General features: G+C 62.4%; 14 protein-coding genes. 8 read left to right on the top strand and 6 right to left on the bottom strand.

Going from position 1 to position 14,624, the window contains the following annotated elements; genetic code table 11:
* Positions 1-2: 2 nt before the first annotated feature.
* On the bottom strand, positions 3-1,583 hold the full coding sequence (xseA, locus tag RL_RS01480; protein ID WP_011650086.1) for an exodeoxyribonuclease VII large subunit: 1,581 nt from the start codon (positions 1,581-1,583) through the stop codon (positions 3-5).
* Between the two features lie 341 nt (positions 1,584-1,924).
* On the opposite strand from xseA, the gene RL_RS01475 reads away from it, so the two are divergent.
* Positions 1,925-2,170: a hypothetical protein gene (locus RL_RS01475; protein WP_003544643.1), complete on the top strand. Its 246-nt coding sequence runs from the start codon at positions 1,925-1,927 to the stop codon at positions 2,168-2,170.
* Positions 2,171-2,271: 101 nt separating this feature from the next.
* Here the strand turns inward: RL_RS01475 and RL_RS01470 are convergent, their stop codons facing one another.
* Entirely contained in the window at positions 2,272-4,140 is a 1,869-nt protein-coding gene (locus RL_RS01470; protein WP_011650085.1) for a hypothetical protein, read from the bottom strand.
* A 159-nt stretch (positions 4,141-4,299) separates the two neighbouring features.
* Here RL_RS01470 and RL_RS01465 point away from each other — a divergent pair, with 159 nt between their 5' ends.
* Positions 4,300-5,307, top strand: a complete 1,008-nt coding sequence (locus RL_RS01465; RefSeq protein ID WP_011650084.1) for a glycosyltransferase — start codon at positions 4,300-4,302, stop codon at positions 5,305-5,307.
* The gene (locus RL_RS01460) at positions 5,304-5,681 is read left to right on the top strand and encodes a GtrA family protein (RefSeq protein ID WP_011650083.1); all 378 of its coding nucleotides are present in this window, start codon (positions 5,304-5,306) and stop codon (positions 5,679-5,681) included. Before RL_RS01465 ends, RL_RS01460 begins: the two co-directional genes overlap by 4 nt.
* 102 nt (positions 5,682-5,783) lie before the next feature.
* Here the strand turns inward: RL_RS01460 and RL_RS01455 are convergent, their stop codons facing one another.
* The gene (locus RL_RS01455; protein ID WP_011650082.1) at positions 5,784-6,770 is read right to left on the bottom strand and encodes a Gfo/Idh/MocA family protein; all 987 of its coding nucleotides are present in this window, start codon (positions 6,768-6,770) and stop codon (positions 5,784-5,786) included.
* Between the two features lie 178 nt (positions 6,771-6,948).
* Here RL_RS01455 and RL_RS01450 point away from each other — a divergent pair, with 178 nt between their 5' ends.
* Positions 6,949-7,896, top strand: a complete 948-nt coding sequence (locus tag RL_RS01450) for an aldo/keto reductase (RefSeq protein ID WP_028740598.1) — start codon at positions 6,949-6,951, stop codon at positions 7,894-7,896.
* A gap of 14 nt (positions 7,897-7,910) precedes the next feature.
* Positions 7,911-8,354, top strand: coding sequence for a GNAT family N-acetyltransferase (locus tag RL_RS01445; protein ID WP_011650080.1), 444 nt, complete (start codon positions 7,911-7,913; stop codon positions 8,352-8,354).
* On the opposite strand, the gene RL_RS01440 is transcribed toward RL_RS01445, so the two are convergent.
* Positions 8,344-8,994 carry a hypothetical protein gene (locus tag RL_RS01440; protein ID WP_032992380.1) on the bottom strand — a complete coding sequence of 217 codons (651 nt, stop codon included), beginning with the start codon at positions 8,992-8,994 and terminating at the stop codon, positions 8,344-8,346. The two genes, RL_RS01445 and RL_RS01440, sit on opposite strands and share 11 nt — an antisense overlap.
* A 113-nt stretch (positions 8,995-9,107) precedes the next feature.
* Here RL_RS01440 and RL_RS01435 point away from each other — a divergent pair, with 113 nt between their 5' ends.
* Positions 9,108-9,605 (top strand): ferritin-like domain-containing protein, encoded by a 498-nt coding sequence (locus RL_RS01435; RefSeq protein ID WP_011650078.1) that lies wholly within the window; start codon positions 9,108-9,110, stop codon positions 9,603-9,605.
* Between the two features lie 45 nt (positions 9,606-9,650).
* Here the strand turns inward: RL_RS01435 and RL_RS01430 are convergent, their stop codons facing one another.
* Complete coding sequence (locus tag RL_RS01430; protein ID WP_011650077.1) at positions 9,651-10,559, bottom strand: LysR family transcriptional regulator; 909 nt, start codon at positions 10,557-10,559, stop codon at positions 9,651-9,653.
* 124 nt (positions 10,560-10,683) lie between these two features.
* Between RL_RS01430 and RL_RS01425 the strand changes: the two genes are divergently transcribed.
* Both RL_RS01425 and RL_RS01420 read left to right on the top strand, forming a co-directional pair.
* On the top strand, positions 10,684-11,679 hold the full coding sequence (locus tag RL_RS01425) for an aldo/keto reductase (protein ID WP_011650076.1): 996 nt from the start codon (positions 10,684-10,686) through the stop codon (positions 11,677-11,679).
* 107 nt (positions 11,680-11,786) lie between these two features.
* Entirely contained in the window at positions 11,787-12,146 is a 360-nt protein-coding gene (locus RL_RS01420) for a nuclear transport factor 2 family protein (RefSeq protein ID WP_003544625.1), read from the top strand.
* 54 nt (positions 12,147-12,200) lie between these two features.
* On the opposite strand, the gene pheT is transcribed toward RL_RS01420, so the two are convergent.
* Positions 12,201-14,624: a phenylalanine--tRNA ligase subunit beta gene (pheT, locus tag RL_RS01415; protein WP_011650075.1), complete on the bottom strand. Its 2,424-nt coding sequence runs from the start codon at positions 14,622-14,624 to the stop codon at positions 12,201-12,203.

Raw genomic sequence — 14,624 nt, 5'->3', positions numbered from 1 at the left:
CGTCAGAACAGGCTTCCCTGCTTCGGCGGTTCTGCGGGTTTTGTGCTGCGCTTCTTGGCACCGGCCGGCGGTGTGCCACCTTCCGTGGTCATGGCGCCGACACGGCCGTCGGCGAATTCGATGGCGATGCCCATGCCGGCGGAGAGGTGAGCAGCCTGCGAGACCGGCCTGTTATCCTCATCGCGAATGACGGCGTAGCCGCGCTTCAGCACATTCTTATAGGAGAGCGACTGCAGCACGCGGTCCTGCGCGGAAAGCTCGGAGCGCGCGCGGGTCAGCTGGTGGCGGACCGCCGTATCGGCATGGCGCGAAAGATTGCCGAGGCGTTCGCGACCGCGGTCGGTCTGGGTCTTCAGCCGGGCCGGCAGTGAGGCGAGGATGGCTTCGGCGCGGTCGACGCGCGATTTCGAGCGGTCGATCAGCCGCTCGACCATGCGCTCGGCCCGGGCCATGCGCTCGTTCAACGTCTGGCGGCGCTCGGCGATGCGGCCGGCGAGCAGATCGGGGCGCAGATGCGCGGCCACGCGCTCGAAGCCGCGGCGCTTGTTGATGGTGTTGAGCTCCAGCCCGCGACCGAGACCGGTTGCCGCCTCGTCGAAACGGCGGCGCGGCAATGCGAGAAGCTGATCGAGCGACGGCAATGCCCGCATCAGGGCACGCACCGACTGGCGCCGCTGATCCATCTGCCGGTTCATGCAGCCCTGCAGGCGTGCCGCAAGACCGGCGGCCTGCGCCTCGAGCTCCGCCTTGACCGGCACTGCCATTTCCGCTGCCCCCGTCGGCGTCGGCGCACGGACATCGGCGGCGTAGTCGATCAGCGTCCAGTCGGTCTCATGGCCGACGGCCGAGATCAGCGGTATTGCGCTTTCGGCGGCAGCACGCACGACGATTTCGTCGTTGAAGCTCCAGAGATCTTCCAGGCTGCCGCCACCGCGTGCGACGATCAGTACATCCGGGCGCGGGATGGTGCCTGAAGGTTCCAGCGCGTTGAAGCCGCGGATGGCGTTCGCCACCTCCTCGCCGGAGCCCTCGCCCTGGACCTTCACCGGCCAGACGAGGACATGCACGGGAAAACGATCGGAGATGCGGTGAAGGATATCGCGGATCACGGCGCCGGTCGGCGAGGTGACGACGCCGATTACGCCGGGCATGAAGGGCAGCCGCTTTTTGCGGGCGGCATCGAACAGGCCCTCGGCGCCGAGCTTGCGCTTGCGCTCCTCGATCAGCGCCATCAGCGCGCCGGCGCCGGCCGGCTCCAGCGTCTCGATGACGATCTGATATTTCGAAGAGCCCGGAAAGGTGGTGACCTTGCCGGTGGCGATGACTTCCATGCCCTCTTCCGGGCGGAACTTCAGCCGTGAGAAGGTGCCCTTCCAGATGACGGCATCGATGCGGGCGCGATCGTCCTTCAGCGCGAAATAGGCATGGCCCGAGGAGTGCGGCCCGCGATAGCCGGAGATCTCGCCACGCACGCGAACCTGGTCGAAGGCGGTTTCGACGGTGCGCTTGATCGAGCCGGAAAGTTCCGAAACCGAATATTCGGCAAGGTTGGTCGGCGAATCGCCGTCGAAGACGTTGCTCATCCCTCTTTGTATGTCGATCAGCGATAAACGGGAAGCTCGGCCTTGGCGCAGGAACCTGTTTTCCCGGCCGTCGAAATCGTTGGCGAGAGTGGTTCGTTGCCGTTGCATCAAGCGCGCTCGTCTCAACGCATCCTCCACATGCACTCGTTGCAGCCGGGCGGACAAACAACAAAATCGTGTAAAACTGTTTTGTTGCGGAACGGATAGTTAGAATATGCGTTTTATCCGAAAGGGATTGCTAACCACCGCAATACAAAGGCTTTTCGGCGAAGATCGCCGGTAAATCTTTGTTAGTTGGCGCTTCCTATGCTTCCCCTCGTTCTCTCTGGGAAGGTGCTGAAATGATTATTCTCACAGCAGCAGCATTGGGCGTCAGCGCCGGGCAGACGCGTTCGGCTGGCGTGATCGCGCTGGTCGCCGCGCTGATCGGAATGACATTCGCGTTGGCGGCGATAACCTCGCCCGGGCCGGTGTCTATTCTCGCATTCGTCTATGCCGTGCTCGGCTATAATGGCGGCCTCATGCTCTTCGTGCTCGGGCTCTATGCCAATCAGCGCCTTCGCCGCGCCATGCGCGTTTCGCACTGATAAGCGCGTCGCGATCTTTCAGATCGGCTTCCCGCGCTTGCTTTGTTTTTACGCATGTCGTTATCGCGACATGCTTTATCCCACCCTGAAGATTGCCGGCGTCAATTCGTCGCCGGCCGATAGCGAAAGAACTGAACGCCCACGTCCGCCGCCTTCGGAAGCGGTTCCAGATAGGGCGGGATATTGCTCTTGCCGAGCTCAGCATAGAGCCCATCCGGCTTCAGTTTGGTGATCTCGCGGGTCTGCAGGTCGCTGGGGCAGAAGGCAAGCACCGTCACGCCGGTCCCCTTCAGGAAGGCTTCCGCCTCCTGCGGCTCCGCCATGCCGATATGCAGCTCCGTCAGCATGCCGCCCTGATTGCGATGATAAGGCGCAGAGAGAACCCGGTTCGCGGTGAAGCGGAGGATCGGCACGCCCATTTCCGACGGCGCCGAGACCAATCCGGCCGGTAGTCCGGCCAGCGGCGCCAGCGCCGCTTGCGATGTGCAGGAAATCTTCTTTGCCGGCTCTGCGGCCTTCTTCTGCGCAGCATTCTGCATCTGCAGCGAGACAAATCCGCCGCCGACGGCCCAGGCGGCCGGAGCACTGGCGAGCACGGTGACGATATAGACGAAGGCGGCTGCGACATTCTCGCTGTCACCGTTGGAGATGCGACGGACATCTATAATCAACAGGGCAAGCGGCAGGATGGAGATCAGGTTCGAGAAGGTGGAACCACGCACCTGGACCAGCGCGATTGCCCAGCTCGTCATCAGCAGGAAGAGCAGGACCAGATGGATTTGCACACGGTCACGCTGGACGACGCGGAAGATGCAGACGGCGATGCCGAACAGGCCGGCCGCATAGAAGCCACCGATCGAGAAGAGATCGGTGCGTCCGAGAGCGAAAATCGACTGCGCTTCCGAAACATTTCTGAGCCAGAGCTCGACCAGCATCGGGTCGAGGCCGGCCAGCGGATCGCTCAGGCATTGTGGTGCGATCACGATCGCCGAACCGAGAACGCCGGCGCCGACGACGGCGAGTGCGGCAAAGCGCAAGGGCCGGCGCAAGCGGCTGGCAAAAACCGCCGAAAACAACAGCAACCCGCCGCCGATCGCCGCCAGGCTGTAATAGCCGAGCGAGAGATTGTCGCAGGTGACTGTCGAATAAAGCCGGGGCGGCACCGTTGCGAAGAAGAGGATGCTGATCGCAATCGCCAGCGCCAGCCCGAAGGCCTTGGCGGCGGCGGCGAAATTTTCGCCCTCCCATGCCCAGAGCAGGGCGATGGTCAGGCAGACGGCGGCGACGAAGGGGGTCGTCTCGGCGCCGATGGCGATGGCAACGGCTGCCGCGATGCCGGCGACCGCATAACTCCAGGCGCGACGCTCTGGATCCAGCAGCATGGCGATCATCGTCGCGACCAGCGCCAGCTGCACATTGTGATGATCGATGGCGCCCGGCGCGAAGCGGTTTCCGGTGTAAATCGCAAGACTGGTCAAGCCGAGACTGATATGCATGGCGGCAACGCCGCCGATGCGCCGGCCGGCAACCGCCATGGCGAGCATGGCGGGCAGGATGAGCGATACCGGCCAGACGGCGAGCGCCAACGCTTCGGCCGTCTCGCGGGGCGCGAACAGGCCGAAGAACCAGATCAGCGAGGCGATCGGCAGATCGATCAGCCGCGACCAATGCATCAGCGTGCCGCCGTCGAGGCCGAGACGGTATTGCATCAGATCGAACCAGCCCTGCCCGGCCAGAAAATCGCGAACTTCGACGAGACGCATTCCATCATCATTGTCAGGCCCGACATAGTCGGTGGCGCCGGAAAGCTTGGTGATGAGGATGGCGGCGGCAAGGATGACGCTATAGGCGATGACGGTCGGCCAGAGACGCGTCAGCAGGTCGCGCAGCCCGTCCCTGGGAGCGGGCAGCCCGCCCCTGGGAGCGTCGATCGCGGAGGATGCATGGGGGATCGGCTGCACAGCGTTCATTGTGGTTAGCGGTTCGTTTCGATACCCGAACTTTAGCCGCCGCCGATCAAGAAAGTGTAAAGCCGTTTGTGGCAGCTGCCGATTTTGCCTGCGTCATAGGGTCTTATTAACGGCGCGTGATTTAGGCTGAGCGCGGCTTTCAGTGTAACGAGTAGAGTCATGGCCCGATCGCGTACCGATAATCTGAATATTGCCGTCCTGCTCCCTTGCTATAATGAAGCGGCGACGATCAGCGCTGTCGTGCAGGGCTTCCGGGCGACGCTGCCCGATGCTGCGATCCACGTCTACGACAACAATTCCACCGACGGCACCGCGCTGCAGGCAATGCTTGCCGGCGCGCATGTCGTGCGCGAGCGGCGTCAGGGCAAGGGCCATGTCGTGCGCCGCATGTTCGCCGATATCGACGCCGACATCTACATCATCGCCGACGGCGACGGCACCTATGCGCCTGGTGATGCCGAGGAACTCGTGCGCACGCTGCTCACCGAGCGCGCCGACATGGTGGTCGGCACCAGGCGCGGCGTGCACTCCGATGCCGGCCGTCAGGGCCATGCGCTCGGCAACCGGCTTTTCAACCTGCTCTATCGGATGATCTTCGGCCCCGACTTCACCGATATCTTCTCCGGCTACCGCGCGTTTTCGCGCCGCTTCGTCAAGAGTTTCCCGGCGGTATCCGGCGGCTTCGAGATCGAAACCGAAATGTCCGTGCATGCCTCCCGGCTGAAGCTGCCGGTCAGCGAGCTGGAGCTCGACTATGGCCGCCGGCCGGAAGGCTCGCATTCCAAGCTTTCGACATTCCGCGACGGCGCCAAGATCCTCTGGATGTTCGCAATGCTGATGAAGGAAACCCGGCCCTTCGCCTTTTTCAGCGCGATCAGCGCCACCTTCATGCTGGCGAGCCTCGGCTTCATGGCGCCGGTGCTGGCGGAATATTTCGAGACGGGTCTCGTCAGCCGCATGCCGACCTGGGTGCTGTCGACGGCGCTGCTGATGATTTCCTTCATGCTGTTCACCGCCGGCGTCATCCTGGATTCCGTTGCGCGTGCCCGCGCCGAACAGCTTCGTATCCATTATATGGGCCTGGAAAGGCCGAGCGCGTTGAAGGCACCGCTCAGCGACGCAGGGCCGGTATCGCGTGCACGTCCCGGCAAGGCGGATGCGGCATGAGAAAGCTCATCCACTTCGCGATCGCCGGCGGCATCGGCTTCCTGGTCGATGCTGGCATTCTGTCGGCGCTGCTTGCGCTGACGCCGCTCGGGCCGTTTCTGGCGCGGCTCGTGGCGATCGCCTTCGCCATGGCGGCGACCTGGGCTTTCAACCGGAGCTTCACCTTCGATCGCTCCGGCCGTTCGCTTGCCGCCGAAGGTTTCCGCTACGGCTCGGTCGGGGTGACGGCAGCGCTCGTCAATTACGGGCTCTATTCCGCCCTTCTGCTGTCGCTGCCGGCACTTCAGCCGCTGGCGGCCATGGTGATCGCCAGCATCGCCTCGATGATCTTCAGCTTCTTCGGCTATTCGCGCTTCGTCTTCCGCGCGGAATGATTAGAGCGCCGCGCGTCCAATAGGACGCGCTAAGGACGCTCTAACCCCCTGAATGGCGCATAATCCTTTCCGAAAATCGATTCCGATTTTCGGGGTTATGCGCTAGACCGCCTCCCAGCCGTCCTTTTCGCTGGCCCGATAGATCGCGTCGATCACCTTCTGGTTCAGTTTCGAATTTTCGAGCGTGACGATCTCTTCCTTGCCGTTCTTCACCGCCCGGGCGAAGGCCTCGACCTGCCGCTTGTACTGGCGGCTGTCCTGGAAGCGGAAAATGCGCGATTCACTGTGGCTGCGGTCGGCAAGCTCGATCTCTTCCGGTCCCCAGCGATTGGCGTTGAACGGCGACTTGACCTCGATGTAGCCTTCGGTGCCGTGGAAGACCATGACCTGGCGGTTGGCCATCTGCGTCGAGATATAGAAGCTCAGCTCGAAATCGCCGAAATCCGCCTTGACGCTCGAATAGATGTCCGTGCCGAAATCCGCATCGCGCTCGGTGATCGCCTGGATCCACAGCGGCTCCTTGCCGGTGGAAAAACGCGTGCCCATGACGGGATAGACCCCGATATCAGGAAGGCCGCCGCCGCCGAGCTCGGGGACGTTGCGCATGTTGGCGGGGTCGCGGTTGAAATAGGTGAAGGCGCCCTGCACATGCCGGAGCGAACCGATGGCGCCCTCGTCGATCAGCGAGCGCACCTTCTGCCAGACCGGGGAATAGGTGATCATATAGGCTTCAGTGACCACCACCCGGTTGCGGTCGCGGGCGGCGATCACGTCGTCGATATCGTCGGCCTTGAGCGCTAAGGGCTTTTCGCAGAGCACGTGTTTGCCGGCATCTGCCGCCTTGATCGACCATTCGATATGCTGCGAGGTCGGCAGCGGAATGTAGACGGCGTCGATGAGGTCGGAGGCCAGCATCTCCTCGTAGGAGCCGAAGGCATGCGGCACCGAGAAACGGTCGGCCATCTCCCTTGCGCGCGCCAGATCACGGCTGGCAATCGCCGTGACGACGCAATTCTCCGCATCCTGGATCGCCGGAACGACATTGTCGCGACCGATCTTCGCCGTTGAAATGATACCGAAACGCAGCATGATCCAAGTCTCCCAAACTGATTTCCGCGAACCATATTCAGGCCCTAGCTGCGGCGCAATGGCGCGACCTGAAATCACGGAAGTTTGCCTTCCCGGATACGCGGATCGCGCTAAGTTGGTCAGGGCGGCGTTCTGCCGTATCCGCGATTTCAATTCCTTCACACTTCTGGAGAGCGTCATGGAAATGCGCCGGCTTGGAAAAACAGGTCTATCGGTCGCGCCGATCGTCATCGGCGGCAATGTCTTCGGCTGGACCGCCGACGAAAAAACATCCTTCGCTATTCTCGATGCCTTCTTCGACGCGGGCCTGAATACGATCGATACGGCCGATGTCTATTCCTCGTGGGTTCCCGGCAACAAGGGCGGCGATTCCGAGGAAATCATCGGGCGCTGGCTAAGCCAAGCCAAGGTCTCCCGCGACAAGGCTCTCATCGTCACCAAGGTCGGCTCCGACATGGGACAGGGAAAGACGCTGAAGGAGACCTATATCCTGAAGGCGGTCGAGGATTCGCTGCGCCGGCTGCAGACCGACTACATCGACGTCTATCTCTCGCACTGGCCGGATGAAGATACGCCGCACGAGGAAACGCTCGGCGCCTATGCCAAGCTGAAGCAGCAGGGCAAAATCCGCGCCATCGGCTGCTCGAATTATGATGCGAAACTGCTCCAGGCTTCCTTCGACGCTGCCGAAAAGGCCGGATTGCCGCGTTACGATGTGTTGCAGCCGGAATATAATCTCTATGAACGTTCGAGCTTCGAGGGGCCGCTTGCCGATCTCTGCGTCAAGGAAGACATCGGCGTCATCACCTATTTCAGCCTCGCCGCCGGCTTCCTGACCGGCAAATACCGCAGCAAGTCCGATACGCAAGGCCGCGCACGCGAAGGCCGGGTTTCGAAATATCTCGACGACAAAGGCCTGCGCATCCTGGCCGCGCTCGACAAGGTTTCTGCCGAGACCGGCGCCAAGCCGGCGGAAATTTCGCTCGCCTGGCTGCTGCGCAAGAAGGGCGTGACGGCGCCGATCGCCAGCGCGACCAGCCTTTCACAGCTTGAAAGCCTGGCGAAATCGGCGACACTTGCGCTTTCCGATGATGCGATGGCGCTGCTCGACCAAGCCGGCGCCTGAAAGAAAGAGACGCCATGACCGTGACGATACGTGAGGCCCGCCCCGAAGACGAAGCCCGCTGGCGCGAACTTTGGGCCGCCTACCTCGTCTTTTACGACGTCACCGTCGATGCCGATATTACCGATTCCACATGGCGCCGGGTCTTCGATCCGGCGTCGGCGATTGCGATGCGTGTCGCCGAGGTCGATGGCCGGATGATGGGCTTTGCGCTCTATCTCACGCATGAGGGCACGTGGATCCGCGGCAGGGACTGCTATCTCGAAGACCTGTTCGTCGATGCCGATGCGCGCGGCCAGGGCGTCGGGCGGGCACTGATGGACGATCTCGTTTCGACCTGCAAAGCCAAGGGCTGGTCGCGGCTCTACTGGCATACGAGCGAGCAGAACAGAACCGCGCGGGCGCTCTATGACAGCTATGTCGAGAGCGACGGCCACATCCGCTATAGGATCAGCTTTTGAGCAATGGAAAACCCGTATACCACTCGGAATGATCGCTTTCCCAGTTGGCCATGCCGGGTTTGGTCAGGATGCCGCGCGGGCTGACATAACTCTGGATCACCCGTTTCGGCCGTTCGTGCCATTGGATATTGAAGGCCCAGAGCTTCGGGAAAAAGCAGAGCGAAGCATAAGGCAGGTGGTCGTGAATCCACCAGGCGAGCCGCTGCCAGTCGCTTTCAACGCGGTAATGGTCGACCATCCACGGCACGGCAATGCAGACGGCAGCACCCATGCAGCCGTCAAAGTCCCTCATATCCCAGATGTGATGCGCGGCGGTGGACGCATTGGTCGAACAGTTCAGTTTGTTCTCGTTGCCGAACCTGTTGACCGCAGGCGAACGATAGCCGGAACGAATATGCAGCCGTCCGAACGTTGCCTCCAGCGGCTCCAGCAATTCCTCGCAGAGCCTCTTGCCTGTCTCGATCGCCAGATCGGGATCCTCGGGGATGTTGGGGATGCGGTAGAAATCAGCGATTTCGGAGTGCAGGAAATCGCGGAGAAAGAAGTTTTGCGACAGCCGCACACGGCCGAGATCCTCCAGACCCTTCATCGAACCCGGCTTTCGCATGACTTCACCTCCCACATCGATGGCAGGAATCATCGCCCGGCACCGATTTCCAGTCCACCCGAAATCGATCGGGAACAATTAGCGCGATCTTCTCTTCTTAATGTGTCGCCGCATTCGCGGTTTTCCCCAAAACAAGGATCGAGAAAATGGCCAAGGAAAAGACGTTGGAAGATCTCTTCTACGACACGCTGAAGGACATCTACTTCGCCGAACGGCAGATATTGCGCGCCCTGCCGAAGATGGCGCGCGCCGCCCAATCCCCCGAATTGAAGAAGGGCTTCGAAAAACACCGTGAGGAAACCGAAGGCCAGGTCGAGCGCCTGCAGCAGGTTTTCGAGCTGATCGGCAAACGCGCCCAGGGCAAGACTTGCGAGGCGATCCAGGGCATTATCGCCGAGGGCGAGGAAATCATGGAGGAATTCAAGGGCACGGTGGCTCTCGATGCCGGCCTGATTTCCGCTGCCCAGGCCGTCGAGCATTATGAAATCGCCCGTTACGGCACGCTGAAGACCTGGGCCGCGACCCTCGGTCTCAAGGAGGTCGTCGGCCTGCTCGACCAGACGCTGCAACAGGAAACGGCCACCGACAAGACCCTCTCCCAGCTAGCCACCACGGCAGCAAACCAGAAGGCAAAGGCTGCCTGATGCATAAAGCGCCCTAATGAGAACGGGCGGCCCGGTTTCCATTCCTTACCGGCCGCCCGTATCCTGCTCGCTGTATCTGAAGAAATCTATGAAGGCGCGTAGCGCCGGCCGCATCTGCCGCCGGGTGGGGTAATAGAGAAACGGCCCGGAATAGGGCGCGCACCAATCTTCCAGCACCCGCACAAGTGTGCCGCCCGCCAGCTCATCATAGACGCGCATGTCGAAGAGATAGGCAAGGCCGGCGCCGTTCAGCGCCGCAAGCAAAGCCAGCCGATCCTCGCTGACGATCAGCGGCCCGTCGACCGAAACGACGAGTTCCTGCCCGTCCTTTTCGAATTCCCAGCGATAGATCGAGCCGTTGGTAAAGCGCCGCTTGATGCAGCGATGATGGACGAGATCGCGCGGATGCTCCGGCTTCGGATGATGCTCGAAATATTCGGGCGAAGCGGCGATCACCGTCGTCAGATCGGGCGAGACCCTGACCGCGATCATGTCAGCCTCCAGGCTCTCCTCCAGCCGGATACCGGCATCGAAACCCTCCTTGACGATATCGGTGAAGCCATCTTCATTGGCGATCTCCAGGGTGATATCGGGATAGAGATTGAGAAAGTCGCCGAGCCGCGGAGCGAGCAGCAGATCGGAGGCGAAGCGCGGCGCAGTGATGCGCAGGTTTCCGGCCGGCTTGGCGCGCGTATCGCGGACGGCCTCCAGAGCAATGTCGATCTCCTCCAGCGCGGGACGAAGTCTTTCAAGCAGCAGGCGGCCCTCTTCCGTCGGCGCGACGCTTCGGGTGGTGCGCGCCAGAAGCCGCACCCCCAGACTTTCCTCGAGGCTCGATATCGCATGGCTGATTGCCGAGGGCGCGACGAGGAGTTCCTTCGCCGCCGCCCGGAAGCTGCGATGCTCCGAGACGGCGGCGAGAACGGCGAGTTGCGAGAGCTGTGTCCTGTTCATTGATCGAAATTATAGAACAACCTGTTAGAAACTGCATGTATTTTCTGATTGATGCGACAGCGATATGGTCTGGCGGTACCGCAACCGATCAAGCGGTTCAAAACTGCTCACAAAGGAGCGCATCATGAAAACCCGGAAACTCGGAAACGATCTGACCGTATCTGCCGTCGGCCTTGGCTGCATGGGCATGAGCTTTGCCTATGGCGCCAGCGACGATGCGGAATCGATCAAGACACTGCATCGCGCCATCGATCTCGGCGTCACCTTCTTCGACACTGCCGAAGTCTATGGCCCGTTTACCAACGAGGTTCTGCTCGGCAAAGCGCTGAAGCCGTTCCGCGACCGCGTGGTGATCGCCACCAAGTTCGGCTTCAAGATCGATGCCAGCAAGCCGGGCATTGCTGCCATCACCGGCGTCGACAGCCGCCCCGAGCATGTGCGAACCGTGGCCGAGGCCTCGCTGAAACGCCTCGGCATCGAAACCATCGACCTCTTCTACCAGCACCGGGTCGATCCTGACGTGCCGATCGAAGAGACGGTCGGCGTGATGGCGGAACTGGTAAAGGAAGGAAAAGTCCGGGCGCTCGGGCTTTCGGAAGCCGGCAGCGCCACCATTCGCCGCGCCCATGCGGTCCATCCGATCGCAGCCCTGCAGAGCGAATATTCGCTCTGGACGCGCGATCCGGAAGAGGAGGTGCTTGCCACCTGCCGCGAACTCGGCATCGGCTTCGTGCCCTACAGCCCGCTCGGCCGCGGCTTCCTGACCGGAGCAATCCGCAAGGCGGAGGATCTCGACGCGGACGATTTCCGCCGGCAGGTGCCGCGGTTCCAGGCGGAAAATTTCGACGCCAATGCCGCCCTCGTCGCGACGCTCGAGCGGCTTGCTGCCGAGAAGGGCGTGACGGCAGCGCAGCTGGCGCTCGCCTGGGTGTTGAACCAGGGCGACGACATCGTGCCGATCCCCGGTGCCCGCAAGCTTCACCATCTCGAACAGAATGCGGCCGCTGCCGATATCGTGCTGAGCCCGGCGGAGCTCGCGAGGCTTGAAGAGATCATCCCCGCCGGACAGGTTGCCGGCAAGCGCTATTCGGACGCCTCGCTTGCCATGACGAACATCTGAACCCCTACCGAAACAAAGAGCGAAAGCCCGGTCGGCCACAACCGGCCGGGCTTGCCTTCGGGCTCGGCGAAACTATCTAACACCATCTCTGAGAACGGGATGAAAATATGTCGGACAGGCAGGCAGTCGAACAGACGGTTCATCTCTATGTCGAAGGCATGGCCTTCGCCAATGAGGCAGCCTTGAAAAAGGCCTTTCACCCGAAAAGCTCGATCATCGGCCATTACGAAAATGCGGTCGAATGGCTGACGCGGGACGAATTCATCGCCGCGATCCTGCAGGAGGAGCCGGCGCCGCCCGGCACGCAGCCCTACATGGACATCCAGAGTGTCGATGTCGAGGGCGATGCGGCAAGCGTCAAGGTCACCGACGATTTTGCCGGCATGCGCTTTACCGATTATCTCTCGCTGCTGAAGATCGACGGCCGCTGGACGATCGTCAGCAAACTCTTCCATCTGCATCGGTGAAAAGACCGGCCGCCATTCGCGACCGGTCCATTATCTGGCAACGTTGGGTGACGCTCAGCTTCTGAGGACACCGCCGGTGAATTTCGCAACACTGGCGACGATCTTCTGCGTCAGCGCCTCGAAATCCTCATCCGTCAGCGTGCGCTCGACCGGCTGGATCTGCACCTCGATCGCCACCGACTTCTTACCGTCGCCAACCGATGCGCCCTCGAAGATATCGAACACATTGACGGCGGTCACCAGCTTGCGGTCGGCGCCCGTCGCGGCCTTGACGATGGCGCCGGCTTCCACCGTCTTGTCGACGACGAAGGCGAAGTCGCGCCGCACCAGCTGGAACGGCGACAGCTCGAGCGCCGGTTTGGTGCGCGTCGCCTTGCGCTTGGCCTCCGGCATGGCGTCGACATAGACCTCGAAGCCGCAGAGCGCGCCGGAGACGTCGAGCGATTCCAGCGTCAGCGGATGGAATTCGCCGAAATAGCCGAGCACGACCTTCGGCCCCATCTTGATCGTGCCGGAGCGGCCGGGATGGTACCATGCCGGGCCCCCCTGCTCGATCTGGATATTGCCCATCGGCAGGCCGCAGGCTTCGATGACGGCGAGCGCGTCGGCCTTGGCGTCGAAGACGTCGACCGGCTTGCCGCCGCCCTTGGCGGCGTTCGACCAGGCGCGACCGGCGCCGGCAAGCGAGGCCGTGCCGCGGCGGATGCCGCCGGCAACGCGGCGCTGACCCTCCGGCCTGTCGTTCTCATAAGTGCCGGAGACCTCGAAGAGGGCGACGTCGCCGTAACCCTTGTCGGCATTGCGCTGGGCGGCTGACAGCAGGCCCGGCAGCAGCGACGGGCGCATATCCGACATTTCGGCGGCAATCGGGTTGGCAAGCTTGAGGGCGGGCGAACCCCCGCCGAAGAGCTTTGCCTGGTCTTCGGGAATGAAGGACCAGGTGACGGCTTCGAGCATGCCGCGCGCGGCGAGCGCCCGCTTGGCGAGGCGGGTGCGGATCTGCAGCGTCGTCAGGATCTTGCCGTTGACGGCCGCATGGCTTTCAAGCGGCGCCGGCTTGATATTGTCGACGCCGTGAATGCGCATGACCTCCTCGACGAGATCGGCCTTACCGTCGACATCGGGACGCCAGGAGGGGACAGCGACGGAGACGCGCTCGCCGGAACCGGAGACGGTAAAGCCGAGGCGCGTCAGAATCGTGTTGCTTTCCTCATTCGAGACGTCGAGGCCCGTCAGGCGCTTGACCTCCGAATAGGGGAAATCGACGATCTTCGGTTCGTAACCCTGGTAGCCGACGATCTCGGCCTTGGCGGCCTTGCCGCCGCAAAGCTCCAGCACCAGTTCCGTCGTGCGTTCGAGACCCGGGACCATATATTCCGGATCAACGCCGCGTTCGAAGCGGTAGCGGGCATCGGTGATGATGCCGAGGCTGCGGCCTGATTTGGCGATGTTCATCGGATCCCACAGGGCGGATTCGATCAGCACGTCGACGGTGTTCTCGTCGCAGCCGGAATGTTCGCCGCCCATGATGCCGCCGATCGACTCGATACCGTTTTCATCGGAGATGACGACGTTGTTCGGCGACAGCTTGTATTCGCGCTGGTCGAGCGCCAGCACCGTCTCGCCTTCGGCGGCACGACGGACGGCCAGGTTGCCGTTGATCTTGGCGGCATCGAAGACGTGGATCGGCCGCCCTTGATCGAAGGTCATGTAATTGGTGACATCGACCAGAGCGTTGATCGGGCGCAGGCCGATGGCGATCAGCCGCTGCTGCATCCAGCGCGGGCTCGGGCCGTTCCTGACGCCGCGCACGAGGCGCAGCGCAAAGCCCGGGCAGAGCTTCGGATCATCGAGATCGAGCGTCAGCTTCACCGGCGTCTCACCCTCGACGGCGAAGGACGGGGCGGGCCGCATCTTCAGCGTGCCGAGGCCGGAGGCGGCGAGATCGCGGGCGATGCCGTGGATCGAGGTGCAGTCCGGCCGGTTGGGCGTCAAGTTGATCTCGATGAGGGGATCGTCGAGATGAGCATAGGCGGCATAACTCTGGCCGACCGGCGCATCCTCGGGCAGATCGATGATGCCGTCGTGGCTGTCGGAGATCTGCAGCTCCTTTTCGGAGCACATCATGCCATGGCTTTCGACGCCGCGGATGTTGCCGACGGCGAGCGTCACATCGATGCCGGGAACATAGGTTCCGGGCGCTGCGAAGGCGCCGACGAGGCCGGCGCGCGCATTCGGGGCGCCGCAGACGACCTGGACCGGTGCGCCGGATCCGGTATCGACCATCAGCACTTTCAGGCGATCGGCCTGGGGATGTTTTTCGGCCGAGACGACCCTGGCGATGACGAAGGGCTTGAAGGCCGCCTTGTCGTCGACATCCTCGACCTCCAGCCCGATCTCGGTGAGGCGCGTGCAGATTTCATCGAGGCCGGCATCCGTTTCCAGATGCTCTTTCAGCCAGGAGAGCGTGAATTTCAT

Origin of the sequence: Rhizobium johnstonii 3841, from assembly GCF_000009265.1 — a bacterium.
Classification (GTDB): Bacteria; Pseudomonadota; Alphaproteobacteria; order Rhizobiales; family Rhizobiaceae; genus Rhizobium; species Rhizobium acaciae.
The sequence above is the reverse complement of the archived record's forward strand: the minus strand, read 5'-3'. Positions and strand labels throughout refer to the sequence as shown.

Coding starts and splice junctions, on each gene's coding strand:
- xseA (WP_011650086.1), bottom strand. CDS start 1,583: ATGAGCAACGTCTTCGACGGCGATTCGCCGACCAACCTTGCCGAATAT.
- RL_RS01475 (WP_003544643.1), top strand. CDS start 1,925: ATGATTATTCTCACAGCAGCAGCATTGGGCGTCAGCGCCGGGCAGACG.
- RL_RS01470 (WP_011650085.1), bottom strand. CDS start 4,140: ATGAACGCTGTGCAGCCGATCCCCCATGCATCCTCCGCGATCGACGCT.
- RL_RS01465 (WP_011650084.1), top strand. CDS start 4,300: ATGGCCCGATCGCGTACCGATAATCTGAATATTGCCGTCCTGCTCCCT.
- RL_RS01460 (WP_011650083.1), top strand. CDS start 5,304: ATGAGAAAGCTCATCCACTTCGCGATCGCCGGCGGCATCGGCTTCCTG.
- RL_RS01455 (WP_011650082.1), bottom strand. CDS start 6,770: ATGCTGCGTTTCGGTATCATTTCAACGGCGAAGATCGGTCGCGACAAT.
- RL_RS01450 (WP_028740598.1), top strand. CDS start 6,949: ATGGAAATGCGCCGGCTTGGAAAAACAGGTCTATCGGTCGCGCCGATC.
- RL_RS01445 (WP_011650080.1), top strand. CDS start 7,911: ATGACCGTGACGATACGTGAGGCCCGCCCCGAAGACGAAGCCCGCTGG.
- RL_RS01440 (WP_032992380.1), bottom strand. CDS start 8,994: ATGATTCCTGCCATCGATGTGGGAGGTGAAGTCATGCGAAAGCCGGGT.
- RL_RS01435 (WP_011650078.1), top strand. CDS start 9,108: ATGGCCAAGGAAAAGACGTTGGAAGATCTCTTCTACGACACGCTGAAG.
- RL_RS01430 (WP_011650077.1), bottom strand. CDS start 10,559: ATGAACAGGACACAGCTCTCGCAACTCGCCGTTCTCGCCGCCGTCTCG.
- RL_RS01425 (WP_011650076.1), top strand. CDS start 10,684: ATGAAAACCCGGAAACTCGGAAACGATCTGACCGTATCTGCCGTCGGC.
- RL_RS01420 (WP_003544625.1), top strand. CDS start 11,787: ATGTCGGACAGGCAGGCAGTCGAACAGACGGTTCATCTCTATGTCGAA.
- pheT (WP_011650075.1), bottom strand. CDS start 14,624: ATGAAATTCACGCTCTCCTGGCTGAAAGAGCATCTGGAAACGGATGCC.